Genomic DNA, 24,541 nt, shown 5'->3' on the forward strand with positions numbered 1-24,541 from the left:
TTAAGGAACCGTTGTGAACCGCTCATCCCAGGCCGTAACGTTGGACGACTCTGACGTGGAACGCCTCTCCGATTCTGCCTCTGACCGAAATCTGTTTATCAAGCGCGGCACGCCACAGTTTATGCGCGTTACCCTGGCGCTGTTTTCCGCCGGACTGGCGACCTTTGCCTTGCTTTACTGCGTGCAGCCCATCTTACCGGTGCTTTCGCAACAATTTGGCGTATCACCGGCAGCCAGCAGTCTTTCTTTGTCGATCTCCACCGGACTGATGGCGCTTGGACTGCTGTTTACCGGCCCGCTTTCGGATGCTATCGGGCGTAAATCGGTGATGGTTACCGCGTTGTTACTGGCGGCTATCTGCACCCTGCTGTCGGCCACCATGACCAGCTGGCATGGGATTTTATTGATGCGGGCGCTGATTGGACTGTCCTTGAGCGGCGTCGCGGCGGTCGGCATGACTTACCTCAGCGAGGAGATTCATCCCAGCGTAGTGGCTTTCTCGATGGGGTTATATATCAGCGGTAACTCCATTGGCGGCATGAGCGGCCGACTGATCAGCGGCGTGATTACCGATTTCTCTTCATGGCGCGTGGCGGTGGCGGTAATTGGCTGCTTTTCACTGGCGTCGGCGCTGATGTTCTGGAAAATTCTGCCCGCCTCGCGTCATTTCCGCCCTGCTTCACTTAAACCGCGCAGTTTACTGATCAATTTCCGCCTGCACTGGCGCGATCAGGGTTTACCGCTGCTGTTCGCCGAAGGTTTCCTGTTGATGGGCGCTTTTGTCACCTTGTTTAATTATATCGGCTACCGTTTGCTGAGTGCGCCATGGTTTCTTAGCCAGGCGGTGGTGGGTTTGCTTTCGGTGGTGTATCTCACCGGTTCATGGAGTTCACCCAAAGCGGGGGCGATGACGGCGCGTTTTGGTCGCGGCACAGTATTACTGTTTTCAACCGCCATAATGCTGACAGGTCTACTGATTACCGCCTGCAACACACTCTGGCTGATATTCCCCGGTATGATGCTGTTTACCGCCGGATTTTTTGCCGCGCACTCGGTCGCCAGCGGCTGGATTGGCCCACGTGCCCGCCGCGCCAAAGGACAAGCTTCTTCGTTGTATCTCTTTAGCTACTATGCCGGTTCCAGCGTGGCCGGAACGCTGGGTGGCGTGTTCTGGCATAGTTATGGCTGGGCGGGCATCACCTGTTTTATCGGCGCGCTGTTACTGTTGGCGCTGGCGGTCGGTTATCGGTTGAAAAAACGCCAGTTATAAGATCTGAATTTATTGACGATAAATCAATCTCTTAATTGCTAAAGCAGCATGACAGGCTGGCATCCCGTCGGGCGGACGATATCACTCATCCGCCCTTCTTTCCTGTAGAAATAAATTGACGCATGTTGCTGATATGCGCACCAAAACAAGTTATAGTCTCTTGTATGTTGTAACTAAAGAGTATTCTATGAAGCAATATGATGCTGTCGCCGCACTGCACCAGTGCGTCAGTCAACTGGAAGCTGAACTGAATCAACTACAACAGCAGCTGCAATCGCTGCGTTTATTGACCGGGCGCGTATTCAGCTTGCCGCCGGTCATTAAGGGAAAAGAGCATGATGAGATTGCGAATATTGAGGTGACGCAACATCTCGGCAGCGCGGCTCTGGCTTTAGGGCTGGAACACTATTGTCGTCTGTTTATGCAGCATCAGTCGGAGCAACTGAGTACCAAAGCGGCGGTACGCCTGCCCGGTGCGCTCTGTTTTCAGGCTGATGATGCCCAGTCTGCCCTGCTCCACCAGCAGGTCGGGCGTATTAATAGCCTTAAGCAGCGTCTGGAACAGATTATTACCGTTGAATCCGGTGTGGAGAGTGAGGAGCGCTTCGAGTTTGTACATACCCACCTGCGCGGGCTGATTACGCTTAATGCTTATCGCGCCATTACCCTGCTGGATGCCCCCGATACCGTGCGTTTTGGCTGGGCGAACAAACATATTATTAAGAATCTTAGCCGCCAACAGGTGTTAGAAAAACTGGAGCGTAGCCTTAAAGCGGGACGCGCCGTCGCGCCCTGGACACGCGAACAGTGGGCAGAAAAAGTACTGGAAGAGATTGAAGCAATTCATTCCCTACCCGCTGACGCCCGCCTGAAGATAAAACGGCCGGTAAAAGTGCAGCCGATTGCCAGAACCTGGAATGTCCACCAGCAGAAACAGACGCAGCTTGCCTGCCCTTCGCCCCTGTTGGTGCTCTGTGCGGATAAAAATCAGGTGCCCACGCTGGGTGAACTGCTGAATTACGATGCTGAACAAGTGAAACACCGCTATAAACCTCAGGCGGAAAAGCTGTTTGCCATTATTCCACGTCTGCATCTGTACAGTGACCGGCTGGTTTAGCCAAAGAAAAAGCGGGATCGCTCCCGCTTGATTAACAATAATCTGATTAACTTCAGATTACGATTTCATGCTGCCGACCATATCTTCCGGACGCACCCAGGCATCAAACTCTTCTTCAGTCAGATAACCCAGTTTCAGTGCAGAACCTTTCAGCGTCAGCCCTTCTTTATGCGCTTTTTTGGCAATTTCTGCCGCTTTGTCATAACCGATATGGGTGTTCAGTGCGGTAACCAGCATCAGCGACTCATTCAGCAGCTGAGTGATACGATCGCGGTTTGGCTCGATACCTACCGCACAGTGATGATTGAAACTGTCCATACCGTCAGCCAGCAGGCGAATCGATTGCAGGAAGTTATGAATAATCATTGGACGGTAGACGTTCAGCTCGAAGTTACCGGAAGCGCCGCCGATATTGACCGCCACATCATTACCCATCACCTGACAACACAGCATGGTCAACGCTTCACACTGCGTCGGGTTAACTTTACCTGGCATAATGGAACTGCCCGGCTCGTTTTCAGGGATCGCAATTTCGCCGATGCCGCAACGTGGGCCAGACGAGAGCCAGCGCACATCGTTCGCAATCTTCATCAGCGAGGCCGCCAGACCTTTCAGCGCGCCGTGGGCATGAACCAGAGCATCGCAGGTCGCCAGCGCTTCAAACTTATTCGGCGCAGTGATAAACGGCTGACCCGTCAGTTCCGCCAGTTCTTTCGCCACACGCACCGCATATTCCGGATGGGTATTCAGACCGGTACCGACCGCAGTACCACCCAGCGCCAGCTCCGCCACGTGTGGAATGCTCTGTTCGATATGCTTCAGGCTATTTTCCAGCATCACCACCCAACCAGAGATCTCCTGGCCAAGGGTCAGCGGCGTGGCATCCTGCAGGTGAGTACGGCCAATTTTAACGATGTCTTTGTAGGCTTCAGCTTTCTTGTGCAGCGTTTCTTTCAGCGTATTGAGCTGTGGAATCAGATGTTCGCGCACCGCAATCACCGCAGCAACATGCATCGCCGTCGGGAACACATCGTTAGAGCTCTGACTTTTATTGACGTCATCATTAGGATGAACCAGACGTGACATACCGCGTTCGCCGCCAAGAATTTCACTCGCACGGTTCGCCAGCACTTCATTCATATTCATATTGGTCTGGGTACCGGAGCCGGTCTGCCAGATTGCCAGCGGGAATTCGTTGACATGTTGCTCGTCGAGGACTTCGTCTGCGGCCTTGATAATGGCGACAGCGCGCTCATTAGCCAGCAGTCCTAAATCACTGTTAACTTTAGCCGCGGCACGTTTCGTCAGTGCCAGCGCATGCACCAGCGCAGTCGGCATTTTTTCCGTGGAGATGCGAAAATGTTCAAGTGAGCGCTGAGTCTGAGCGCCCCAAAGTTTATCAGCCGGTACATCAATGGGTCCCATTGAATCTTTTTCAACGCGATTGGCCGCCATTCCTGTCTCCTTTAGCACATACATTTGATATTAAATGGCCCTTTCATCCGCTCTGGGCAACAAGGGCGCACGATAGTCTGCCACACAAGTATTTAACATTATGAGACTAAATCGTGCTTATTGCACATCAACTGGTTTTTTAATCCTGGATTCTGCTTTAATGACCGCAGTGACATTGCGCTGAACAGGAAGACATGATGCAGAAGTTGATTAATTCGCTGCAAAATTACGCATGGGGCAGCAAAACCGCTTTAACCGATCTGTATGGCATCCCTAACCCGCAGCAGCAGCCGATGGCAGAGCTGTGGATGGGCGCCCACCCGAAAAGCCCTTCGCGGGTTGAGCTCGACGGCGAGAAAGTCAGTCTGCGTGCGCTGATCGATACGGATCAATCTCACCTGCTGGGGGCGAAAGTGGCGCAGCGCTTTGGTGAGCTGCCCTTTCTGTTTAAGGTACTGTGTGCCGGGCAGCCGCTTTCCATTCAGGTTCATCCGAGTAAATCGGCCGCCGTTGCCGGTTTCGCCAAAGAGAATGCCGCCGGAATTGCTCTCTCTGCCGCAGACCGTAACTATAAAGATGCCAACCATAAGCCTGAACTGGTTTATGCCCTGACACCTTTCCTTGCCATTAACGGCTTTCGTGAATTACATGAAATTGTGTCGCTGCTGCAACCGGTCGCTGGCGCACATCCGGCGATTGCTCACTTCCTGCAACACGTGGATGCCGACAACCTCGCAAAACTGTTTGCCCACCTGCTGTCTTTAGCGGGCGAGGAAAAATCGCGGGCGCTCGGCGTGCTGAAAGCCGCACTGAACAGCCAGCACGGTCAGCCCTGGGACACCATTAAAGAGATTTGTCGTTTCTGGCCCGATGACAGCGGCCTGTTCTCGCCCCTGCTGCTCAATGTGATTGAGCTGCAACCGGGCGAAGCCATGTTTCTGTTTGCTGAAACGCCGCACGCTTACCTGCGCGGTGTGGCGCTGGAGGTGATGGCCAATTCCGATAACGTACTGCGTGCTGGCCTGACACCCAAGTATATTGATATCGCGGAATTGCTGGCTAACGTTAAATTTACCCCCAGCCCTTACCAACAGTTGCTGATGCCGCCGCAAGTTGACGGCAATACGCTGAATTTCCCTGTGCCGGTGGATGACTTTGCGTTTTCGATCCATACCCTGACCGACGATCCCGTCACCCTTTCGCAACAGAGCGCGGCGATCCTGTTCTGTATCGAAGGAAACGCGACGATTAGCAGGCAACAGCAGCAGCTGATGTTACAGCCTGGAGAGAGCTGTTTTATTGCCGCCAATGAGTCGCCAGTTAAGATCAGTGGTCACGGACGTATCGCCCGGGCATACAACCATTTCTGACAATGGGCTGACGCCAGCTCTGGCAATTGCTATTATTATTCAAGCCATTAACGAAAACGTCCGCCGGGCGTTTTTCTTCGCTGCCGGTTACAGGACTGTGTGGGCAGCGGTTGAAATCAGTGAAAGGACGACGAATCAAGATGAAAAAGACCAAGATTGCAGTAGGTGTGGTAGTTGCACTGGGCGTTATCTGGACCGGCGGTGCCTGGTTTACCGGTAAGCAACTTGAGACCCATATGGATACCCTGGTGCAGAACGCCAATGCGCAGCTGAGTAATATTGCCCCGGACAGCCGTCTGAAAGTGAGCTATCAGGATTACCAGCGCGGTCTGTTCAGCAGTACCGCCAAACTGGTGGTTCAGGCCAGCTCGCAAACCGAGGATAACTCACTGCTGAAGCCAGGTCAGAGCATCGTCTTCAATGAAAAGATCGATCATGGCCCGTTCCCGCTGGCTCAGCTGAAAAAATTCAATTTGCTGCCGGGTATGGCGTCAGTTCACAGCGAGCTGGATAATACCGATGCGGTGAAACAGCTGTTTGAGCTGACCAAAGGTCAATCCGTGGTTCAGGCCGATACCCGCGTCAGCTACAGCGGTGCCACCTCTTCGGCGATTAAACTGTTACCGGTTGATTATCAGAATGCCGAAAGCGGCCAGCGTTTTGCCTGGAACGGCGGCACGCTGAATATTGATGCCGATGCCAAAGGTGATAAAGTCAGCTTTGATGGCGATATCGACAGTATTGCCATCACCACCAAAAATCAGCTGGATATGCCGGTGCTGTTTACGCTGAACGGCGTGAAAGCGACCGCCAATACCCATCTTAGCCCGCAGGGCGTTCGTATTGGCGATCAGGGTATCAACCTGAAAAAACTGACCGCCAGTGTCAATGGCAAAGAAGCGGTGACGCTGGAAGGGTTAAAAGGCACGTCGAGCTTTGATTCTGATGATAAAGCGGTCTCCGGCACCATCGATTACACCCTCGACAATCTGAAGATGCAGAATCAGTCCTTTGGTCAGGGCAAGCTGGTGATGAAACTGTCCCAGCTTGACGGCGCGGCGCTGAAAACCTTCTCTGAGAATTACAATGCTCAGATGCAGGCGCTGCTGAACCAGCCTGGAATTGCAGAAGATCCGCAGCGTTATCAGGAAGAAGTGAACCAGATTCTGGTGGCTAACCTGCCGACGCTGCTGAAAGGCGATCCGGTGATTAACGTGGCACCGCTGAGCTGGAAAAACGACAAAGGTGAGAGCAGCTTTAATCTGTCGGTTCACTTTAAAGATCCGGCAACCGCCACCGGCCAGGCACAGAATATCAATCAGGCTGCCGATCGCGTGCTGAAAACCCTCGACGGTAAGCTGGTTGTTTCGATGGATATGGCGACCGAGCTGATGACCCATGTGGCGATGGCAGAAGGCCACCCGCAGGAGCAGGCAGCGAAACTGGCCGAGCAGCAGGTGAAAGGCGTCGCGGCGATGGGTCAGATGTTTAAACTGACCACGCAGCAGGATGACAATATTGTCACCAGTCTGCAGTATGGCACCGGACAGGTCACGATGAACGGTGAGAAAATGCCGCTCGATCAGTTCCTGTCACGCTATATGCTGGGGGGGATGACGGCTATGCCGGAAGGCGCACCGGCGGAATAAACCTCAGGGGCGGCATTTTTGTCGCCCCTTCTCACTGATTCACACTCTTTTCATCCGCATTCAACCTTTCCTCTCTTTACGCCGAACTGACTCCCGCACTCAATAATCCATTCACTGCGAATCGTAACCAGTCAGCCCTGCGCAGTATTTACCTCTGCCTCCAGGAACTGCGCGGGTATCTGCAAAGTAATCTGCACTATGTCACGCATCAGCTTAATCAGCATTTCCCTGCTCTTAACTGGCATCCGCCGCAGGCCAGCTATCTGGCATGGATTGAGGCACTGCATCTCACTGCCATCACAATGTTCCAGCCGCAGATAAGCCTGCACCATATTCAGCAATCCGGCTTTGCCCGCCTGCTCCAGCAGCGCCCGCAACTGGCAGATTATCTGACCCGTATGCGCCTGCGTCCTGCCGCTAAAAAGATGTTGGTTGCGCCGGATTTTAGCCGCGAAACCGGCTTTACTCTCTATTCTAATCTGTCAAAACCCTTAACGTACTTGCCCATCCGGTCAAAATAAAAAGGATGATACGGATGTTCAGCTGCGTTTTTAACGACACGGAATATCTCAGGCATTTTGCTTTTTAAAGCTTGTAAACTCTCATTAAGCTGTTCAACTGAAATCATCGCCGTCAATGGCGTCGTTCTCGGAAAAGAGGGAAAGTTCACGGGGTCGGTGTAATTCACACAGCGCCGCAGATGAGCCAGGGTCGAGACAGTACCACAATAGCCTTTGGTTGGCAGACCACTCTTAATGGCAAAAGAGGCGGCAAAACTGTCCTCTACCCCGGTTGCCGAATCACACACGATTAGCCGGGCGAACTGATAATCTTTAAAGTCTGCAAATCCCTTTTCCGCTAAATGACTGGCAAACTGATCGCCGGTAAAGTCAGTCACTCCGTTGCTAACCCGGGCATAGCCAGCAGAATCATCAAAGCCACCATGCGCGACAACATTAAGCCGCTTACCGTTTTTATATCGATCGTCAAAAACGAACTCGATATCTCTTTCGCTACTGTTCGGAATTGCACTATGAGTGACCGTCGATCTAAAAACGGGACGGAAGCGTTCTTCATCCCGCCAGATAATCAGTTCCTGCGGTGCTGCCTGCCGGCCTGCCAGCAATGCTGAACTCAGGGTCAGCCCCGCACTGATAATACCGCAGGCAAAAGACACCCACCCCAGCGCCGACCCGGCAGAGGCATGGGTACCACCCAGCAGCGTGCTGGCAATCCCGCTGACATCTGCCACCACCCCGGCACCGCCGCTAATCAGTGACAGCAGGCTGGCCGATCCCAGCGCCGCATCAAGGCTGCCAGCCGCCACCAGGGAGGTGCCGCCGCTAAAGATCGCCCCCAGCAGGCCAACAACCCCCAGGCCAATACCCAGCCCGGCCTGCCAGCTAAAATGCCCGCTGGCATCGGAACGGTTAATCGGGTCGCCACCGCAATAGGCGTAAGGGTTAATACCGCCCGCGCCAAACGGACTCCAGCTGTCCGGGCAACTAAAACGCATCAGTTGAGGATGATAAGCACGATAACCGTTACCCAGATGATAAGCGCCATTAACCAGGTCCTGCCGTTCACCGTTATAATTTACCAGGCCGTTTTGCATAAATTTGTCTTACCGTAATGATTGAAGATAACCAGAATTCCCACAGAGCCTGATCTCTGCTCAAGCGAAACCTCATCAATAAACTCACAGTGTGATGCGGATAAACCTGACGCGAGCAATTAACCAGCAGTTAAGCCGTTGCGTTGCGCAAATTTCTGGCGTATTTGCGCAAGATGTTTTTATACTTCTCTGCACTTTACTTAAAACAACAAAGCGAGTGCGAAATGATCGATACCCGACTTCCCCTTACCGATATTCATCGTCATCTTGACGGTAACATCCGCGCACAAACCATCCTCGATTTAGGCCGCGAATTTAATCTTACCCTGCCCGCGTCTACGCTGGACACGCTGCGTCCGCACGTACAGGTCACCCAAAACGAGCCGGACCTGGTCAGCTTTCTGCAAAAACTGGACTGGGGCGTTAAAGTGCTCGGTTCGCTGGATGCCTGTCGCCGCGTGGCGCAGGAGAATGTGGAAGATGCGGCGCGCGCCGGCATTCACTATACCGAACTGCGCTTCTCGCCGGGCTATATGGCGATGACCCACAATCTGCCGGTGGCTGGTGTGGTTGAGGCGGTGATTGACGGGATTAAAGCTGGCTGTCAGCAGCATGATATTGAGGTGCGCCTGATTGGCATTATGAGCCGTACCTTTGGTGAAGAAGCCTGCCTGCGTGAACTGGAAGGATTACTGGCGCATCGCGACGCGATCACCGCACTTGATTTAGCCGGTGATGAACTGGGCTTCCCCGGCAGTCAGTTCCTTAGCCACTTCAACCAGGCACGCGATGCCGGACTGCGCATTACGGTGCATGCCGGTGAAGCCGCCGGTCCGGAGAGTATCTGGCAGGCGATTCGCGAGCTGGGAGCCGAGCGCATCGGCCACGGCGTGAAGGCTGTTGACGATCCGGCGCTGATGGATTTCCTCGCTGAGCATCAGATTGGTATCGAGTCCTGCCTGACCTCAAATATTCAGACCAGCACCGTGGCACAGTTAAGCCAGCACCCGCTGGCGACTTTCCTGAATCATGGCGTACTGGCGACCATTAACACCGATGATCCGGCAGTTCAGGGGATTGAGCTGGCACATGAATACCAGGTTGCCGCACCGGCTGCGGGTCTTAGCGCGCAGCAAATCCGTACCGCGCAAGAAAACGGCCTGAAAATTGCGTTTCTGAGTGAAGCGGAGAAAGAGAAGATTCGTGCGAAGGTAGCGGCACTGAGTTAACGCAAAGCTCGATAAAACTGGCATCATTGTAGGGGAGCCGTTATCGGCTCCCGTGCTGACGGTATGCGGAGTGCTATCCTCGGCACGGGCGGCGAAAACGCCGCCCCGACAAAAAAAACGATAAGGCGAAAAGCCCTACAGTGTCAGCGTCTGTCCCTGCTCCGCTGACTGCAAGCCCAGTTCAATCAGCTCCATCACTTCGATCGCCTCTTCGGCGCTCACCGGATTCTTGCCGGAACCCTTCACCGCATCGCGAATCGCCGCATAATAGGCCGGATAATTGCCTGGAATGGTCAGCAGGGTTTTCTCCACCATCAGATCGCCTTCGGCCAGCGTCAGCACGCCATCGCGCATATCATAGCCCCAGTCTTCCTGCGGCGGACGCGCACCATCCTTCAGCCGATCTTCCTGCGGATCGAGACCGTATTTCACATAGCTGCCGCGTGTACCGTGCACCTGGAAGCGTGCCGATTCCGCCGCCACCAGCATACTGCCATGCAGCACCACCCGACGCTGCGGATACGTCAGCACCGCGTGGAAATAATCTGTGGTCTGCGCGCCCGGACGCAACTCAGCCAGATCGACATTAATGGCCAGCGGCTTGCCAAACAGTTGCAGTGCCTGATCAATCACATGAGGACCCAAATCGAACCAGATACCGCTTCCGGCTCCTTTCATCTCACGCCAGCGCTGACGCACTTCCGGACGGAAGCGGTCGAAATGGGATTCGAGGTAACTCACTTCACCGAGCGTGCCGTCAGCCAGCAGCGCTTTCAGCGTCAGGAAATCACTGTCCCAGCGGCGGTTATGGAATACCGAGAGCAGCAACCCTTTGGCTTTTGCCAGCGCATCCAGCTCGCGCGCTTCTGACAGTGTCACGGTAAACGGTTTATCAACCACCACATGCTTACCGGCATTCAGCGCGGCTTTTGCCAGCGGGAAATGGGTATCATTTGGCGTGGGAATGACAATCACCTGGATAGTCGGATCGTCAAAAAGCGCCTGCGGGTCGGATACCACCTGCATGGCAGGCCAGTCGGCGTGAACTTTCGCTGCGTCGCTGCTGGAAACCGCCGCCAGCTCCATTTCTGAAGTACCGGCAATTAGCGGGGCATGAAATGTTTTGCTGGCGAAGCCATAGCCCACCAGACCAACACGGACTTTATCACTCATTAGCATTCCTCTTGTTCAGCCAAAGCCTGACCGGTGCAGCGATATGCCTTCACCGACCCGGCTTTACCCAATGATTTAAAACCAATAAGTTGAGGAGAACAAGCCGGATTGTGCTGAATTAACGGTTAGTACCGGAACGCGGCATTTCCCAGATCTCCTGTGCCACCAGCGCGTCATGGGCATCCTGGCTGCGGCGACGGAAGTCACTCGGGCTGACGCCGACGCGTTTACGGAACACGCGCGAGAAATAGAGCTGGTCGTCGTAGCCCACTTCACGCCCCACGGTCGCAATCGGTTCCTGCGTGGTCTGCAACAACAGTTTGGCGCGGATCACCCGCTGATCCTCACGCCAGCGCAACAGATTGACGCCCATCTGCTCACGGAACAGATGCGCCAGCCGCGATGGCGACAGACAAACAAATTTCGCCACCTCTTCAATTTTCACTTCTCCTGCCAGGTTGCCGGTGACGTACTGGCAGGCTTCGATAACCCGCGGGTCACGCACCTGCTGATGAGAACGCGGATCCTCTTCCACCGCACGCAGCAGCAAGCGTTCCAGCAGGTTCATCGCCAGCTCCTCGGCAAAGCGCCGTCCGGAATTATGCGTCTGCTCAATATTAGCCATCAGCCGGTCAAACTCACCGCGCAACGCCTCCGGCAGTCGCAGCCGGCCCACGCCCTGATTTTGATCCTGCCACTGCAACCAGTCACTCCAGTAAGCACGCGGGCGGAAGTAAATCCAGCGATGGAACCAGCAATCACTTTCTGATGAACGGCCATAATAATGTGGTGTTTTCGGCTGAAACAGCAGCAGGTCGCCCGGCTCGCAGTCAAAGGCCGCTTCGCCATCAAATACCCGGCCGCTGCCTTTGATCGTCAGATTAAGAATAAAACCTTTCATGCCGAGCGGTCGGTCGATAAAAAAGTCCAGCGGCCCGTTAGCGGTAATCGGCGTCAGCCCCGCCACCAGCCAGGCATTAAATGGATAGCCCGGCAACAATGGATTCGACTGAATAGATCCAGGCAGACGATGATACATAGCCCCTCCGGCGATAATCTAACCGGAAGACAGACCTGCCTCCCGGTAGCATCAGGTTAATGAGTTTTCGCTTTCTGTTTGTAGCGGTCAAAAATTACCGCCGCTAACAATATCAAACCGCGTACCACATACTGTGAGAATGGCGAGATATTCAATAAATTCATCGCATTCTCGACCGTTCCGAGAATCAATACCCCGGCCACCACATAGGAAATTTTGCCGATGCCGCCTTTCAGCGAAACGCCGCCCAGCACACAAGCGGAGATCACAATCAGCTCGTAACCCAGCGACGTCATCGGCTGGCCGCTGGTCATCCGTGAGGCAAGAATAATTCCCGCCGCAGCGGAAACCAGCCCGGAGAGAATAAAAATAATAATGCGGGTACGCACCACCGGTACTCCGGCAAGACGCGCGGCCTCTTCATTACCGCCGATGGCCAGCGTATTGCGGCCAAAGGTGGTTTTATTCAGCAGAAAACCAAACACAATCATGGTGGCAATAGTCAGCCAGATCGGTGCCGGAATACCCAGCCAGTTGGTATAACCCAATGCGAAGAAACGCTCATCTTCAATCCCGACCGCTTTACCGTCGGAGAAGATATACGCCAGGCCGCGCACAATCTGCATCGTCGCCAGCGTGGTAATCAGCGCGTTAATTTTCAGTTTGGCAATCACAAAACCATTCACAAAGCCGCAGGCAACACCCAGCAGCAGGCCGGCACCAATGCCAATCCACAGGCTTTCACTGAGATTGATCACCACCGCCGTGGTCACTCCGGCACAGGCGATCACCGAGGCGACCGACAGGTCAAAATCACCGGACGCCAGACAGAACAACATCCCGCAGGCCACCATGCCGGACATTGACATCGCCAGCCCCAGACCTTTCATATTGATAAAGCTGCCAAAGTTCGGCACAAAAATCAGGCAGCCGATAAACAGCACGGCAAATACCACCAGCATGCCGAAATTATCCCAGATGCGCCCGAGATTGATCCCGCTGCGCGCTGCCGATGGCGTGGTGTTCGAGGTGGTTGATGAAGACATAACAGCACTCCTGGATTCAGGCCACAGCGGCCGCTTGAGAGGTTTTCGGCATCGCGAGATGCAGGGTTTTCTGCTCGGTCGCCTGGTCATGGCTAAGTTCGCCGGCAATTTCACCTTCACGCATCACGATAATGCGGTCGGCCAGCCCCATCACTTCCGGCAGATCGCTGGAGGCAAACAGCACCGCGATGCCCTTCTCTGCCAGTGCATAAATCAGGTTATAAATTTCATGTTTCGCCCCGACATCAATGCCGCGCGTCGGTTCATCCAGCAAAATCACCTTCATCTCTTCCGACAGCCAGCGACCCAGAATCGCTTTCTGCTGATTCCCCCCGGAGAGGTTCATAATCAGCTGATCGGCGGACGGCGTTTTGATATTCAGCGAGCGGATATGCGCCTCCGCATTTTTCGCCTCCCACGCGCGGTCGATCAGACAACCGGCAGTCAGGTTATGGCGGCGGGCGCTGATATTGATATTGTCGCGCACCGAGTGCACCGGAATAATACCGTCGGCTTTACGATCTTCCGGGCATAACATCAATCCGGCGCGGATCGCATCAGACGGCTGACGGATATTCAGCGTTTCGCCGTCGAGGCTGACTTCACCCGACTTCAGGCGAGTGGCACCAAACAGCCCTTTCATCAGTTCACTGCGCCCGGCGCCCACCAGCCCGAATAAGCCGACAATCTCCCCGGCGCGCACGCTAAGTGAAATGGGTGTGCGTACGCCCTTCGCATGTACCTGGTTCAGTTGCAGACGCACCGCACCGCGAGTACGCGGCGTGTAGCCATAGATATCACCGATATCGCGCCCGACCATCGCCTGCACCAGCTGGTCATGATCGGTATTTGCCACATCGGTAAAGGTGCGCACATAGCGGCCATCTTTAAACACCGTAATCGCATCGCTCAGCGCAAAGATCTCCTCCATGCGGTGCGAGACATACAGCACCACCCGTCCCTGTTCACGCAGATTGCGGATAACGCGAAACAGCTGTTCAATTTCACGCGCCGACAGCGAACTGGTCGGCTCATCAAACGCAATAATTTTGGCGTTACGCGCCAGCGCTTTGGCAATTTCCACCATCTGCCACTGACCCAGCGAGAGATACTTCAGCGGCGTATCCGGGTCGATATCCATCCCCAAATTTTTCAGCTGTTGCCCGGCTTCATAGCGCAGCAACTTACGATTCACCCAGCCACCACGCTGCGGCAGCTGGCCGAGATAGATATTCTCGGCAATCGTCATCTCCGGCACCAGATGCAGCTCCTGATAGATAATCGCTACCCCGGCATCCAGCGCGTCGGTGGTATGGCCGAAGCGCATTGGCTGACCTTTAATCCGGATCTCACCGCCGCTCGGCTGATAACTGCCACTGAGAATTTTTAATAATGTCGATTTGCCCGCGCCGTTTTCGCCCATCAGGGCATGGACCTGACCGGCATGACACGCGAAACCGATATCCTGCAGCGCTTTGACGCCCGGAAAGGTTTTACTGATGCCATGAAACGACAGAAAGGCGGGTTCAGTGTTCATGGTATTCTCCCTGTTAATAACTAAGCGGATCGCTAAGGGCCTGACAGGCAGGCCCGCATAACCCTGACGGAATTACATCAGCCCTTTTTTCGCCAGTTCGGTTTTAAAGTTGTCACGGGTAATCAGCACCACATCCGTTACTTCGGTGAATTTTGCTGGCTCGACCCCTTTGGTCACCCACTCATACAGCATCTGGCTGCTCTTGTAGCCGTGCACATCCGGGCTTGGCAGCAATGAGCCGAAGAACCCGGTGGCCGCGCCTTTCGACAGCTCGCTCACCGCATCCACACCATTAATGCCGATACCAATCACATTGGGCGCTTTAAAGCCCTGTCCTTCCGTCGCACGCACGCCACCCAGCACGGTGTTATCGTTCATACCGACGATTAACCAGTTTTTCACTTCCGGATGCTGCACCAGCAATGAGTTACCGGCATCAAACGCGCCAGGGATATCATTGGATTTGGTTGGCACCTGATAAATCTGTTTTTCCGGGAAACCGGCGGCTTTCAAGGCGTCCATCGAACCACCGGTACGACGACGTGCGGTATCCAGTTCGTTGGCGGTAATCGCCATCACGCCGGTCTCTTTGACATCCCAGCCGCGTTTCTGCATCTCTTTGTACAGCTCTTCACCCTGACGCTCGCCGATTTTGGTCGCCGCCATCATCACCAGGGGCACCGTGTCCATCGGTTTGCCTTTAGCGGTCACAAACTGATCGTCCACTGCAATCACTTTCAGGTCATAACTGCGCGCCTTGGCGACAATCGCCGCCCCGAGTTTCGGATCCGGCGTACAGATCACAAAACCTTTTGCGCCGCTGGCTGCCAGGCTGTCAATGGCATTAAGGGTTTTCTCACCGTCCGGCACGGCAATTTTGATCACTTCAAAACCGAGATCTTTGCCGGCTTTATCGGCGAATTTCCATTCGGTCTGGAACCAGGGTTCCTCAGGCTGCTTGACCAGAAAACCCAGTTTCATGGTCTCGGCGATAGCTGATTGTGACATAACGGCAGCCAGTCCAACGGCGGCTAACGCTTTAGTGAATTTATGCATGATGCTCTCCGGCTCGATAATGTTTTTTGCATGAGGTAAGCGAATCGGTGTAAACGATTCCAGTTGATGACATACCGCTGTCATCAACGTTAAATCAGCTAATTAGCAGAGTAATCGCACAATAGCTGAACAACCGCTGGGCTAGTTGTAGCGAGAAAAGAAGCAAAAATTGTAGAGCGTTATCACATCGTGGAATTACAGCAGAAATGTCCATACATTCAGCTATTTTAACCGTCAGTTAACTTTTGAGGTCAATCACAGAACGCCGGAGGATGACAGAAAAGTGCATATATGCAGCCGCAGATGACTAACTGCTTTTGCGCCAGCTTCTTAGGGTAATCAGCAGTGTTCGGGGATTAACAGGAGAGCCTCATGCGTGCTGGTGCCATTACAATTGGCTTGGATTTTGGGAGTGATTCAGTTCGCGCGCTGGCGGTGGATTGTCAGAGCGGTACGGAGTTACAGAAACAGGTAGTCGCCTATGCGCGCTGGAAAGAGGGAAAATATTGCGACCCGAACGCCAGCCGCTTCCGTCATCACCCGCAGGACTATATTGATGCGCTGGAGCAGGCGATTACCGCGGTAGTGTCGCGCTTAAGCGAACAACAGCGCGCCAGCGTGGTCGGGATTGGCGTCGATTCCACCGGCTCGACGCCCGCGCCAATTGACCGCGAAGGCCGGGTGCTGGCGCTGCGTCCGGAGTTTGCCGACAACCCGAACGCGATGTTTGTGTTATGGAAAGATCATACGGCAATTGAAGAAGCCGAAGCCATCACTCAACTGTGCCGCAGCGGCGACTTCCCGGACTACTCGCGCTATATCGGCGGCGTTTACTCCTCAGAATGGTTCTGGGCGAAAATCTTACATGTCTCGCGTGAAGATGCGGCGGTACGCGAAGCCGCCGTGTCGTGGATTGAACTGTGCGACTGGGTGCCGGCATTGCTCAGTGGGACGACCGCTCCGGCCGATATCCGGCGCGGGCGTTGCGCGGCGGGACATAAATCGTTGTGGCATCCGCAGTGGCAAGGCTTACCCGACGCCGGTTTTCTTAATGCGCTCGATCCGCTGCTGACCCACGATCTCGACTTCCCGCTGTTTACTGATACCTGGACAGCCGATATCCCGGTGGGAACACTGACCGCCGAATGGGCTGAACGACTCGGTTTACCCACCCGCGTGACGCTGTCCGGCGGCGCTTTTGACTGCCATATGGGCGCGGTCGGTGCCGGTGCACAGCCGTATACGCTGGTGAAGGTGATCGGGACCTCCACCTGCGACATCTTAATCGCCGATGGCGATCGCGTCGGTCAGCGCGATATCAAAGGCATTTGTGGTCAGGTCGATGGCAGCGTGACGCCGGGCATGATCGGCCTGGAGGCCGGTCAGTCGGCGTTTGGCGATATGTATGCCTGGTTCAGTCGCTTACTGAGCTGGCCACTGATTGAAGCGTCCCGTCAGCATCCGCAACTGAAAGCGCAGCTCGAGGATATCCAGCAAGATTTGCTGCGTCAGCTGACCGATGCCTGGGTCGCCAACCCACAGCTGGATCATTTGCCGGTGGTGCTCGACTGGTTTAACGGCCGTCGTACTCCGTTCGCCAATCAGCGACTGAAAGGCGTGATTACCGATTTGAATCTTGGCACCGATGCGCCGACGCTGTTTGGCGGTTTTATCGCCGCCACCGCGTTTGGCGCGCGCGCGATTATGGAGTGCTTCGAGCAGCAGCAAATCCCGGTAGAAAATATTCTGGCGCTGGGCGGTATCGCGCGTAAATCCCCGGCGATTATGCAGGTGTGCTGCGATGTGATGAATCGTCCACTGGATATTGTCGCCTCCGACGAATGCTGTGCGCTGGGCGCGGCGATTTTTGCCGCCGTCGCCGCCGGTGTTTATCACGATATTCCCGCTGCACAACAGCAAATGGCCAGCCCGGTCGCGGAAACTCTGCAACCTGACGACGCCCGCGTGGCGCGTTTTCAGCAACTTTATCAACGCTATCAACACTGGTGTGAGGCTGCTGAACCGCAGTATGCCCCGCGCACTTCATCCGTTAAGTAAGGAGTGGTTTTATGGAACAGTTAAACGCGCTCAGCGTGTGGTTTGTGATTGGCACGCAGCATCTGTATGGCGCGGAGACATTGCGCCAGGTTGAGCAGAACGCGCAGCAGGTGGTTGACGGGTTGAATCGCGAAGCCAGCTTACCGTTTACATTGCAGCTGAAACCGCTGGTAAAAAGCCCTGACGAAGCGCTGGCGCTGTGCCGCCAGGCTAATTACGATCAGAACTGTCTCGGGATTATTACCTGGCTGCATACCTTTTCTCCGGCCAAAATGTGGATTGGCGGCCTGTCGATTCTGAATAAGCCGCTGATGCAGTTCCATACCCAGTTCAATGCTGAGATCCCGTGGGACAGCATGGATATGGACTTTATGAACCTGAACCAGACCGCGCACGGCGGCCGCGAGTTCGGATTTATTGGCGCACGCATGAATCTGCAACACAGCGTGATCACCGGTCACTGGCAGGATCCGGTCAGCCACCAGCGTATCGGCAAATGGATGCGCGGCGCGGCGGCCAGACACGCCAGTCAGCAGCTGAAAGTGGCGCGCTTTGGTGACAATATGCGCGAAGTGGCGGTCACCGACGGCGATAAAGTCGGCGCGCAGATTCAGTTTGGCTATGCGGTCAACGGCTGGGGCGTCGGCGATCTGGTCGAGGTGATTAACCAGGTCAGCGAAGGCGATCTGAACGCGCTGATCGATGAATATGAAAGCCAGTATGAATTTAGTGCTGCCGCCGCCGTCAACGGTGAGAAGCGCCAGAATGTGCTGGATGCCGCGCGCATCGAACTGGGATTAAAACGCTTCCTCGAAGCCGAAGGCTGTAAAGCGTTCACCACCAATTTCCAGACGCTGCATGGTATGACGCAGTTGCCGGGTCTGGCCGTTCAGCGCCTGATGGCGCAAGGTTACGGCTTTGCCGGTGAAGGCGACTGGAAAACCGCCGCGCTGCTGCATATTTTCAAAGTGATGGCGCACGGCCAGCCGGGCGGAACGTCGTTTATGGAAGATTACACCTATCACTTCTCGCCGAATAATGACCTGGTGCTCGGCTCGCATATGCTGGAAGTGTGTCCGTCGATTGCGCGTGAAGAGAAACCGTTGATTGATGTGCAGTATCTTGGCATCGGTGACAAAGCCGACCCGGCGCGTCTGATCTTCTCCGCGCCTGCCGGACGCGCGGTTAACGCCAGCGTGATTGATATTGGCGACCGTTTCCGCCTGCTGGTGAATGTGGTGGATGCCATCGAACAACCGCAGCCGTTGCCCAAACTGCCGGTCGCCCGTGCTATCTGGCGCGCCCAGCCGTCACTGCCGACCGCCGCCGAAGCGTGGATCCTCGGTGGCGGTGCGCACCATACGGTGTTCAGTCAGGCACTGGATGTTGACGATATGCGTCTGTATGCGGAAATGAACGGTATTGAGGTACTGGTGATTGATAACGACACCACCATCCCGTCATTCCGCGATGCGCTGCGCTGGAATGAGGCGTATTATCGGTTAAATCTGCGTTAAGCTGTTATTCTGCAAAGGGCGATTTTATCGCCCTTTTACCGCAGCGCGTCCATCTGTGATCCCGGTATGTTTACTCTCCACCATGATTCCCTCACCTCTTTTATTACTGTCATCCCTTAGTTTGTCATGGCAGCAGTCTGTATTGTGATAAGGTTTGCGCCAGCAATGCGAATTGAGATTACGTGTACAGAGGTAGCGGGATATGCCCCAAAAAAAAGCGACGCTCATCGGTTTGATCGCCATTCTGTTATGGAGCGCCATTGTCGGATTAATTAAAAGCGTCAGTGAAGGCTTCGGCCCGATTGGCGGCGCGGCGTTAATTTACAGCTGTAGCTCAGTATTACTGCTGTTCACCGTCGGCTTTCCCAATCTGCGCAAATTTCCCCGCAATTATTTGCTTATCGGCAGTGTGCTCTTTGTCTGCTACGAAATTTGTCTGTCGCTGTCACTGGGCTTCACGCACAACAGTCGTCAGGCAATTGAAGTCGGCATGGTGAATTATCTCTGGCCGAGTATGACCATTGTTTTAGCGGTTATTGTTAACCGCCAGAAAACCAGCCTGTTAATTATCCCTGGCGTCATTCTCGCTGTAGCCGGTATTTGTCGCGTATTGGGTGGTGAGCAAGGCTTTTCACTGGATGAAATTACCCGAAATGTTATGGATAACCCGCTAAGTTATGGACTGGCATTTAGCGGCGCGCTGATTTGGTCAATATATTGTGTAGTAACTAAAAAAATTGCTCAGGGTAATAACGGCATTACGCTGTTCTTTATTTTGACGGCATTAACCTTATGGGCAAAATTCTTGCTTTCGCCGCAGCCGCCCTTCGTGTTATCCCCGCAGGTGTGGATCAGTCTGGCGCTGGCAGCAATGGCAATGGGTTTTGGTTATGCTGCCTGGAATATTGGTATTCTGCACGGTAATGTCACCGTTCTGGCTGCCGCATCCTACTTTATCCCGATAATATCGGCGATTCTGGCCGCCTTTATCCTTAGCTCGCAGCTTACGGTGTCGTTCTGGCAAGGCACGGCAATGGTCAGTCTCGGTTCGCTGGTCTGCTGGTGGTCAACCCGTACTCTGACAACGAAAAAGGTGACAAACAAAGTTTCAGTATAACCCTGTTGGGAGGCGTCTCTGCCTCCCCAAAAAACTGATTACATCAATTATAAAAAAGAAAGCAATATTTTATCCGAACCGTCTGCACCGGAGGAATATCCCTTATGAACCATTTAAAATAGCCAAAATAAATCATCAGTTAATTAACAGTCTTTATCTGCCGATGGACTTTTTATAACCCTACAGACTGACCTTAACTTCACCGGGATAATGAATATCAGGCGTCAGAGCCGCTATGGCTGCTTTAAGCATCCATCGCTAATTTTGCTTATTAATCCCCTCTAACGAACAGTGTTCCCGGCGAATGACGCCACTTCTGCCAGCGGCATCGGCGCATCCAGATGATGCTTCATAAACTCGATCACTTTACTTACCCGTTCGTTTTCATACACATCCGGTTCGTTAACACTGTTTTTTTCTGCGTTTATTTCACTGGCGCGGCAGGTTCTTCCACCAGCAGATATTTTAACACTTTCTGCGAGCGCACCAGACCACAGTGATAACGGATCAAATCCGCGGCCAGATCGATGGCCGTGCCACCCGGACAGGAAATAATACCACCGTCTTTAATATAGGCTTTGTCGATAACCGGAATAGACTCAGGAAAACGTAATCGAAACTCATCACGTGTAGTAAAATGAATCGCACAATGCCGACCATCAAGCATACCGGCGTTGCCCGCTACAAACGCGCCACTGCACAGCGTAATAATCGGTATATTGCGCGCGTGTAGCTCACGCAGCGCCTGCAACAGCCACTGCGGCGGCTGACGTGTCTCTTCCAGTAAACCTCCGGCCACTACAAAGTAATCCCACGGCCTGGAGAAATCCAGTGCTGCGGTAGGCGACACCGTCAAGCCGCAACTGGCTGTCACCGGCTGGTTATCGCAGGTCATCCATTCCCAACGGCAGAAAATTTGCCGGCTGCTGAAAGACTCGTCCGCGGCAAAACGCAGTGACTCAACCAGCCCGGCGACAGAAACCAGAGTAAACTGGTTCATTAGCAGAAAACCGACGGTCAGATCGGGGGACGGTCCAGAGTGATGTTCAGCGGCTATCGGTTGTTCCATGTTCATCCGGTTCCTGCAATCCACCCAGCTTACTCAGCAAACGTTTACCTGGTGGATGACGATTTCGATCCCACTAACCTTCATGAAGTCGTCTGGGCACTTTCCACCCGAGTGCACCCGGTTGGCCGTCGCGCCATCTTTGACCATCAGCGGGTTATTCGACTGCCTCAATGCTACGAAGAAGAAGAGTATATTGCCAGCAAAGGTGCAAAAGTGGTCTTCGATACCCTGCAAAGCAAGCGCCAACTGCATGCCTCTTTTGCGCAAGGTTATCCGCCGGAAATACGGCAACGTGTTATTGATAACTGGTAAATCTGTTACGGTTGAAACTGTGCCGGGATCACCCGGCAATTAATCACTAAGCAGCAATCATGCAATTTTTTAACGTAAATTTTTAACGAACTTAACCTGCCCATCAGGAGGTATATTGTTTCCAGTCCAGCCAGGTATGGCGGCAGAATCCGTTAGCTCGTACCCGCGTATTGCTGTCTGTTTCAAGCCAGATTTGCTGACACCCCTCTCACCGGGGCATGCGCGCCAGGCCATGTCAACGATGCTGATCGGTGAATAGATAACTCCCGCTCGCTCTGTGCTGGCTTAAACGGCCATTTTCGGCATTCTGGTGGGATTTACCGGCGTGACCTTTGTGCAGTAAGCAAATGCATGGTCTGGACATAATATATGTCGTATAAATAATTTTATAAAAAACCATAATCATGGTAATAAAATAAACTATTTAAATATCGTTATAATAATGATATTTATTTACTCTCAGCTCTCCGACCCCTTACAACCAACAGCTTTTAATCATGGATTGATTTATGGCCATTATCCCACGAATGCCATCCGATAGTTTCGATGAACTGTTTAGTAATTTACAAGAGGCGAAAGAAAAGCGGCAACCTCGCGGTATGGCGCTACCGCATACCTACCTGTGGTTCTTTAAAAAAGTCCGAAATCGTGGCCCCTGGGATTATAAACAGCGAGATCGTTCCTTGGCTAACTTTGGTAATTTCAACTATGGTGCTACGGGTACAACCGTCGGTATTCCACCAGATATACTTCTTATGGCTGGCGGATATGCTCAAACTCAGGCAGGTACATCAAGACCCGAATGGAATTACTGGTATCAACAATCTCCATACGGTGATGATCCACAGGATCAGTTCTGGATACAGCAAGGACCAGATTATGCAAACCGGCATGGTTATTAAGTGGGCGCACAGGAGCATCACCGCCATTCTTGTTATTATCATTACGGCAATGGCTATAAACTTCTACCTTACCCACAAACCTTATGATGATCGGCTATACCGTAAGCAACAGCTTTCCGACAGTGTATGGCTCTATATCACGCAATATCAGCATGCGGGTGCCACTGATACCGATGTCTATCGTTATTACCTTAACCACAATATTACCGGCGACCCACTGAAAGCATTAACCCAGACGTCCCCCTTTATGACTGCCGATCGACCAGATGCTATTGTTAACGCTCTCGCTAATAAGGTAACGGTCAGAATAACGGGAAAGATTTACTCATTCAGTAACTCAGTATTCTTTTATGATGACAAAGTTGCCGTTATGCCGGTGGTCGATCTTTATGCCAGCGGCGTTAATAGCTGGCGTTAAACTGCGGTCTCCATGCAGGGCGATGTTATCGCCCTGCTGATATTGCTGCTCGCCACTCTGCCGCCTGCCAACCCTTCGCCCTCTGCCAGCCACGATCCTGAGATTACCCGTCAGCTCGCATAAATAAATTTTAATTTTTAATTCCAAGCTACTGATGTGTCGCTTCTTCCTGCTGTCCACCTTGTTCGGCCAGAACGGGGTTAAACGGAATTTTCAGGGCGAAACCCGCTCCAGTGCTATCGGACGGCTATTTCACCGGGTATTAACGACATATCTTATGCAGAGCAGACAAATGAAAAAGCGCACGCTTTCAGGTTTTGCAAAAAATCCGCGCAGCGGGATCGGCAAGTTTATGGTTCTTTCCCAGCTGGCAATCCAGGTCTCCCTCGCCACCGCCCCCTTTTATGCCCACAGTGCTGTTGCCGCACCGGACGACAACGCGCTTAAGTGGTACCAGTCCGGCAACCTGACGCCGGAAGAACAGGCGCGTTATCAGCAGCAGACCGGTCACCTCGCCAGCGCCGCCGCGCTGCTGAGTGAGCAGGATTCCACCGCGGCCGTGTCCGGCATGGCGCGCTCCGCCGCCACCGGAGCACTGAACAACGAAGTCTCGGGCTGGCTGAACCAGTTTGGCACCGCCCGCATCCAGCTGAATCTCGATGATAAATTTACTCTTAACGGCAGCCAGGCCGATGTGCTGCTGCCGCTGTATGAAAACGACAGCGCCCTGCTGTTCACCCAGCTCGGCCTGCGCCGCCTCGAGCAACGCACCACCGGTAACCTCGGCCTCGGCGCGCGTGCCTTTACCGGCGACTGGATGTTCGGCGTTAATACCTTCTATGATAACGACTTTACTGGCGACAATCGCCGGGCGGGCGTTGGCGTCGAGGCGTGGCGCGACTACCTGCACCTTTCCGGCAACAGCTACTTCCGCCTGAGTAACTGGCACCCGTCGCGCGACTTCGCTGACTACGATGAACGCCCGGCCAACGGCTATGATATCCGCGTCGAAGGCTGGCTGCCGGCGTATCCGCAGCTTGGCGCAAAACTGATGTTTGAGCAGTATCAGGGCGATGAAGTGGCGCTGTTCGGCAAGGACCAGCGTCAGAAGGATCCATGGGCGTTTACCGGCGGCGTCAGCTACACGCCGATCCCGCTGCTGACACTCGGTGCTGAACACCGTGCGGGCAAAAATGGCCAACAGGACTCACAAATCACCCTCGCGCTGAGCTACCGCCCCGGCGAGCCGTGGCACAAGCAGATCAACCCGGATAATGTCGGTGCCTCCCGCCTGCTGAGCGGCAGTCGCCACGACCTGGTCGAGCGTAATAACAGCATCGTGCTCGACTACCGCAAGCAGGAGACCCTGACGCTGGGGCTGCCGGAAAATGCCACCGGTAAGGGCCTCGGCGTGCTGGCGCTCAGCTATACGCTGAAAAATACCTACCCGGTGCAAAATATTAGTTGGGCATCCCCGGCGCTGATTGCGGCAGGCGGCATCATCACTCCAGCGGGTGATGGCCGTATTGATATCTCTCTGCCGTCGTGGCGGGGAAGCAACCCTAACCGCTATACCCTGACCGGCACCGTCA

The 24,541-nt window shown here is 53.9% G+C and carries 20 protein-coding genes and 1 pseudogene; 13 read left to right on the forward strand and 8 right to left on the reverse strand.

Features of this window, described 5'->3' with window-relative positions; genetic code table 11:
* The first annotated feature begins 13 nt into the window (after positions 1–13).
* Entirely contained in the window at positions 14–1,270 is a 1,257-nt protein-coding gene (locus tag NG42_RS07175; RefSeq protein WP_052898598.1) for an MFS transporter, read from the forward strand.
* Positions 1,271–1,457: 187 nt separating this feature from the next.
* Positions 1,458–2,387 carry a DNA replication terminus site-binding protein gene (gene tus, locus NG42_RS07180; RefSeq protein ID WP_052898599.1) on the forward strand — a complete coding sequence of 310 codons (930 nt, stop codon included), beginning with the start codon at positions 1,458–1,460 and terminating at the stop codon, positions 2,385–2,387.
* 57 nt (positions 2,388–2,444) lie between these two features.
* Here tus and fumC read toward each other — a convergent pair whose 3' ends face one another.
* Positions 2,445–3,842: a class II fumarate hydratase gene (gene fumC / locus NG42_RS07185; RefSeq protein WP_052898600.1), complete on the reverse strand. Its 1,398-nt coding sequence runs from the start codon at positions 3,840–3,842 to the stop codon at positions 2,445–2,447.
* 197 nt (positions 3,843–4,039) lie between these two features.
* On the opposite strand from fumC, the gene manA reads away from it, so the two are divergent.
* The 3 genes and pseudogenes from manA to NG42_RS23390 all read left to right on the forward strand — a co-directional run.
* Entirely contained in the window at positions 4,040–5,212 is a 1,173-nt protein-coding gene (gene manA, locus NG42_RS07190; protein WP_052898601.1) for a mannose-6-phosphate isomerase, read from the forward strand.
* 140 nt (positions 5,213–5,352) lie between these two features.
* A complete protein-coding gene (locus NG42_RS07195; protein ID WP_052898602.1) occupies positions 5,353–6,861 on the forward strand; it encodes a YdgA family protein in 1,509 nt (502 codons plus the stop codon).
* 158 nt (positions 6,862–7,019) lie between these two features.
* Positions 7,020–7,139: pseudogene (locus tag NG42_RS23390) on the forward strand (transcriptional regulator); the annotation flags it as partial.
* 191 nt (positions 7,140–7,330) lie between these two features.
* Here NG42_RS23390 and NG42_RS07205 read toward each other — a convergent pair.
* Positions 7,331–8,476 carry an RHS repeat-associated core domain-containing protein gene (locus NG42_RS07205; RefSeq protein ID WP_052898604.1) on the reverse strand — a complete coding sequence of 382 codons (1,146 nt, stop codon included), beginning with the start codon at positions 8,474–8,476 and terminating at the stop codon, positions 7,331–7,333.
* 224 nt (positions 8,477–8,700) lie between these two features.
* On the opposite strand from NG42_RS07205, the gene add reads away from it, so the two are divergent.
* Positions 8,701–9,705: an adenosine deaminase gene (gene add / locus NG42_RS07210; protein ID WP_052898605.1), complete on the forward strand. Its 1,005-nt coding sequence runs from the start codon at positions 8,701–8,703 to the stop codon at positions 9,703–9,705.
* Between the two features lie 135 nt (positions 9,706–9,840).
* On the opposite strand, the gene NG42_RS07215 is transcribed toward add, so the two are convergent.
* The 5 genes from NG42_RS07215 to NG42_RS07235 all read right to left on the reverse strand — a co-directional run bounded on the left by NG42_RS07215 (position 9,841) and on the right by NG42_RS07235 (position 15,556).
* The gene (locus tag NG42_RS07215) at positions 9,841–10,878 is read right to left on the reverse strand and encodes an oxidoreductase (protein WP_052898606.1); all 1,038 of its coding nucleotides are present in this window, start codon (positions 10,876–10,878) and stop codon (positions 9,841–9,843) included.
* Positions 10,879–10,996: 118 nt separating this feature from the next.
* Positions 10,997–11,917 (reverse strand): arabinose operon transcriptional regulator AraC, encoded by a 921-nt coding sequence (araC, locus tag NG42_RS07220; RefSeq protein WP_052898607.1) that lies wholly within the window; start codon positions 11,915–11,917, stop codon positions 10,997–10,999.
* 56 nt (positions 11,918–11,973) lie between these two features.
* Entirely contained in the window at positions 11,974–12,963 is a 990-nt protein-coding gene (gene araH, locus NG42_RS07225) for an L-arabinose ABC transporter permease AraH (protein WP_052898608.1), read from the reverse strand.
* A gap of 16 nt (positions 12,964–12,979) precedes the next feature.
* Positions 12,980–14,500, reverse strand: a complete 1,521-nt coding sequence (gene araG / locus NG42_RS07230) for an L-arabinose ABC transporter ATP-binding protein AraG (RefSeq protein WP_052898609.1) — start codon at positions 14,498–14,500, stop codon at positions 12,980–12,982.
* Positions 14,501–14,572: 72 nt separating this feature from the next.
* Positions 14,573–15,556, reverse strand: a complete 984-nt coding sequence (locus NG42_RS07235; RefSeq protein ID WP_052898610.1) for an arabinose ABC transporter substrate-binding protein — start codon at positions 15,554–15,556, stop codon at positions 14,573–14,575.
* 372 nt (positions 15,557–15,928) lie between these two features.
* Here NG42_RS07235 and NG42_RS07240 point away from each other — a divergent pair, with 372 nt between their 5' ends.
* The 3 genes from NG42_RS07240 to yddG all read left to right on the forward strand — a co-directional run bounded on the left by NG42_RS07240 (position 15,929) and on the right by yddG (position 20,248).
* Positions 15,929–17,614, forward strand: coding sequence for a ribulokinase (locus NG42_RS07240; protein ID WP_052898611.1), 1,686 nt, complete (start codon positions 15,929–15,931; stop codon positions 17,612–17,614).
* Positions 17,615–17,625: 11 nt separating this feature from the next.
* The gene (araA, locus tag NG42_RS07245; protein WP_052898612.1) at positions 17,626–19,131 is read left to right on the forward strand and encodes an L-arabinose isomerase; all 1,506 of its coding nucleotides are present in this window, start codon (positions 17,626–17,628) and stop codon (positions 19,129–19,131) included.
* 202 nt (positions 19,132–19,333) lie between these two features.
* The gene (yddG, locus tag NG42_RS07250) at positions 19,334–20,248 is read left to right on the forward strand and encodes an aromatic amino acid DMT transporter YddG (protein WP_052898613.1); all 915 of its coding nucleotides are present in this window, start codon (positions 19,334–19,336) and stop codon (positions 20,246–20,248) included.
* A gap of 424 nt (positions 20,249–20,672) precedes the next feature.
* Here yddG and NG42_RS07255 read toward each other — a convergent pair whose 3' ends face one another.
* Positions 20,673–21,323, reverse strand: a complete 651-nt coding sequence (locus NG42_RS07255) for a GlxA family transcriptional regulator (RefSeq protein WP_241488320.1) — start codon at positions 21,321–21,323, stop codon at positions 20,673–20,675.
* Here NG42_RS07255 and NG42_RS07260 point away from each other — a divergent pair.
* The 4 genes from NG42_RS07260 to NG42_RS07270 form a co-directional block, all read left to right on the forward strand.
* Positions 21,291–21,629 carry a UbiD family decarboxylase domain-containing protein gene (locus NG42_RS07260; RefSeq protein WP_053115723.1) on the forward strand — a complete coding sequence of 113 codons (339 nt, stop codon included), beginning with the start codon at positions 21,291–21,293 and terminating at the stop codon, positions 21,627–21,629. The two genes, NG42_RS07255 and NG42_RS07260, sit on opposite strands and share 33 nt — an antisense overlap.
* Positions 21,630–22,138: 509 nt before the next feature.
* Positions 22,139–22,531, forward strand: coding sequence for a polymorphic toxin type 44 domain-containing protein (locus NG42_RS21895; RefSeq protein ID WP_072133196.1), 393 nt, complete (start codon positions 22,139–22,141; stop codon positions 22,529–22,531).
* Positions 22,509–22,949, forward strand: coding sequence for a hypothetical protein (locus tag NG42_RS21900; RefSeq protein WP_052898692.1), 441 nt, complete (start codon positions 22,509–22,511; stop codon positions 22,947–22,949). Before NG42_RS21895 ends, NG42_RS21900 begins: the two co-directional genes overlap by 23 nt.
* A gap of 292 nt (positions 22,950–23,241) precedes the next feature.
* On the forward strand, positions 23,242–24,541 hold a 1,300-nt coding region (locus NG42_RS07270), incomplete at its 3' end, for an inverse autotransporter beta domain-containing protein (protein WP_173581542.1).

Origin of the sequence: Winslowiella iniecta (assembly GCF_001267535.1) — a bacterium.
Lineage (GTDB): Bacteria > Pseudomonadota > Gammaproteobacteria > Enterobacterales > Enterobacteriaceae > Erwinia > Erwinia iniecta.

Bases quoted from the DNA above. Each gene is read 5' to 3' on its own strand.
- tus (WP_052898599.1), top strand. From the start codon at position 1,458: ATGAAGCAATATGATGCTGTCGCCGCACTGCACCAGTGCGTCAGTCAA.
- fumC (WP_052898600.1), bottom strand. From the start codon at position 3,842: ATGGCGGCCAATCGCGTTGAAAAAGATTCAATGGGACCCATTGATGTA.
- manA (WP_052898601.1), top strand. From the start codon at position 4,040: ATGCAGAAGTTGATTAATTCGCTGCAAAATTACGCATGGGGCAGCAAA.
- NG42_RS07195 (WP_052898602.1), top strand. From the start codon at position 5,353: ATGAAAAAGACCAAGATTGCAGTAGGTGTGGTAGTTGCACTGGGCGTT.
- NG42_RS07205 (WP_052898604.1), bottom strand. From the start codon at position 8,476: ATGCAAAACGGCCTGGTAAATTATAACGGTGAACGGCAGGACCTGGTT.
- add (WP_052898605.1), top strand. From the start codon at position 8,701: ATGATCGATACCCGACTTCCCCTTACCGATATTCATCGTCATCTTGAC.
- NG42_RS07215 (WP_052898606.1), bottom strand. From the start codon at position 10,878: ATGAGTGATAAAGTCCGTGTTGGTCTGGTGGGCTATGGCTTCGCCAGC.
- araC (WP_052898607.1), bottom strand. From the start codon at position 11,917: ATGTATCATCGTCTGCCTGGATCTATTCAGTCGAATCCATTGTTGCCG.
- araH (WP_052898608.1), bottom strand. From the start codon at position 12,963: ATGTCTTCATCAACCACCTCGAACACCACGCCATCGGCAGCGCGCAGC.
- araG (WP_052898609.1), bottom strand. From the start codon at position 14,500: ATGAACACTGAACCCGCCTTTCTGTCGTTTCATGGCATCAGTAAAACC.
- NG42_RS07235 (WP_052898610.1), bottom strand. From the start codon at position 15,556: ATGCATAAATTCACTAAAGCGTTAGCCGCCGTTGGACTGGCTGCCGTT.
- NG42_RS07240 (WP_052898611.1), top strand. From the start codon at position 15,929: ATGCGTGCTGGTGCCATTACAATTGGCTTGGATTTTGGGAGTGATTCA.
- araA (WP_052898612.1), top strand. From the start codon at position 17,626: ATGGAACAGTTAAACGCGCTCAGCGTGTGGTTTGTGATTGGCACGCAG.
- yddG (WP_052898613.1), top strand. From the start codon at position 19,334: ATGCCCCAAAAAAAAGCGACGCTCATCGGTTTGATCGCCATTCTGTTA.
- NG42_RS07260 (WP_053115723.1), top strand. From the start codon at position 21,291: ATGTTCAGCGGCTATCGGTTGTTCCATGTTCATCCGGTTCCTGCAATC.
- NG42_RS07255 (WP_241488320.1), bottom strand. From the start codon at position 21,323: ATGAACATGGAACAACCGATAGCCGCTGAACATCACTCTGGACCGTCC.
- NG42_RS21895 (WP_072133196.1), top strand. From the start codon at position 22,139: ATGGCCATTATCCCACGAATGCCATCCGATAGTTTCGATGAACTGTTT.
- NG42_RS21900 (WP_052898692.1), top strand. From the start codon at position 22,509: ATGCAAACCGGCATGGTTATTAAGTGGGCGCACAGGAGCATCACCGCC.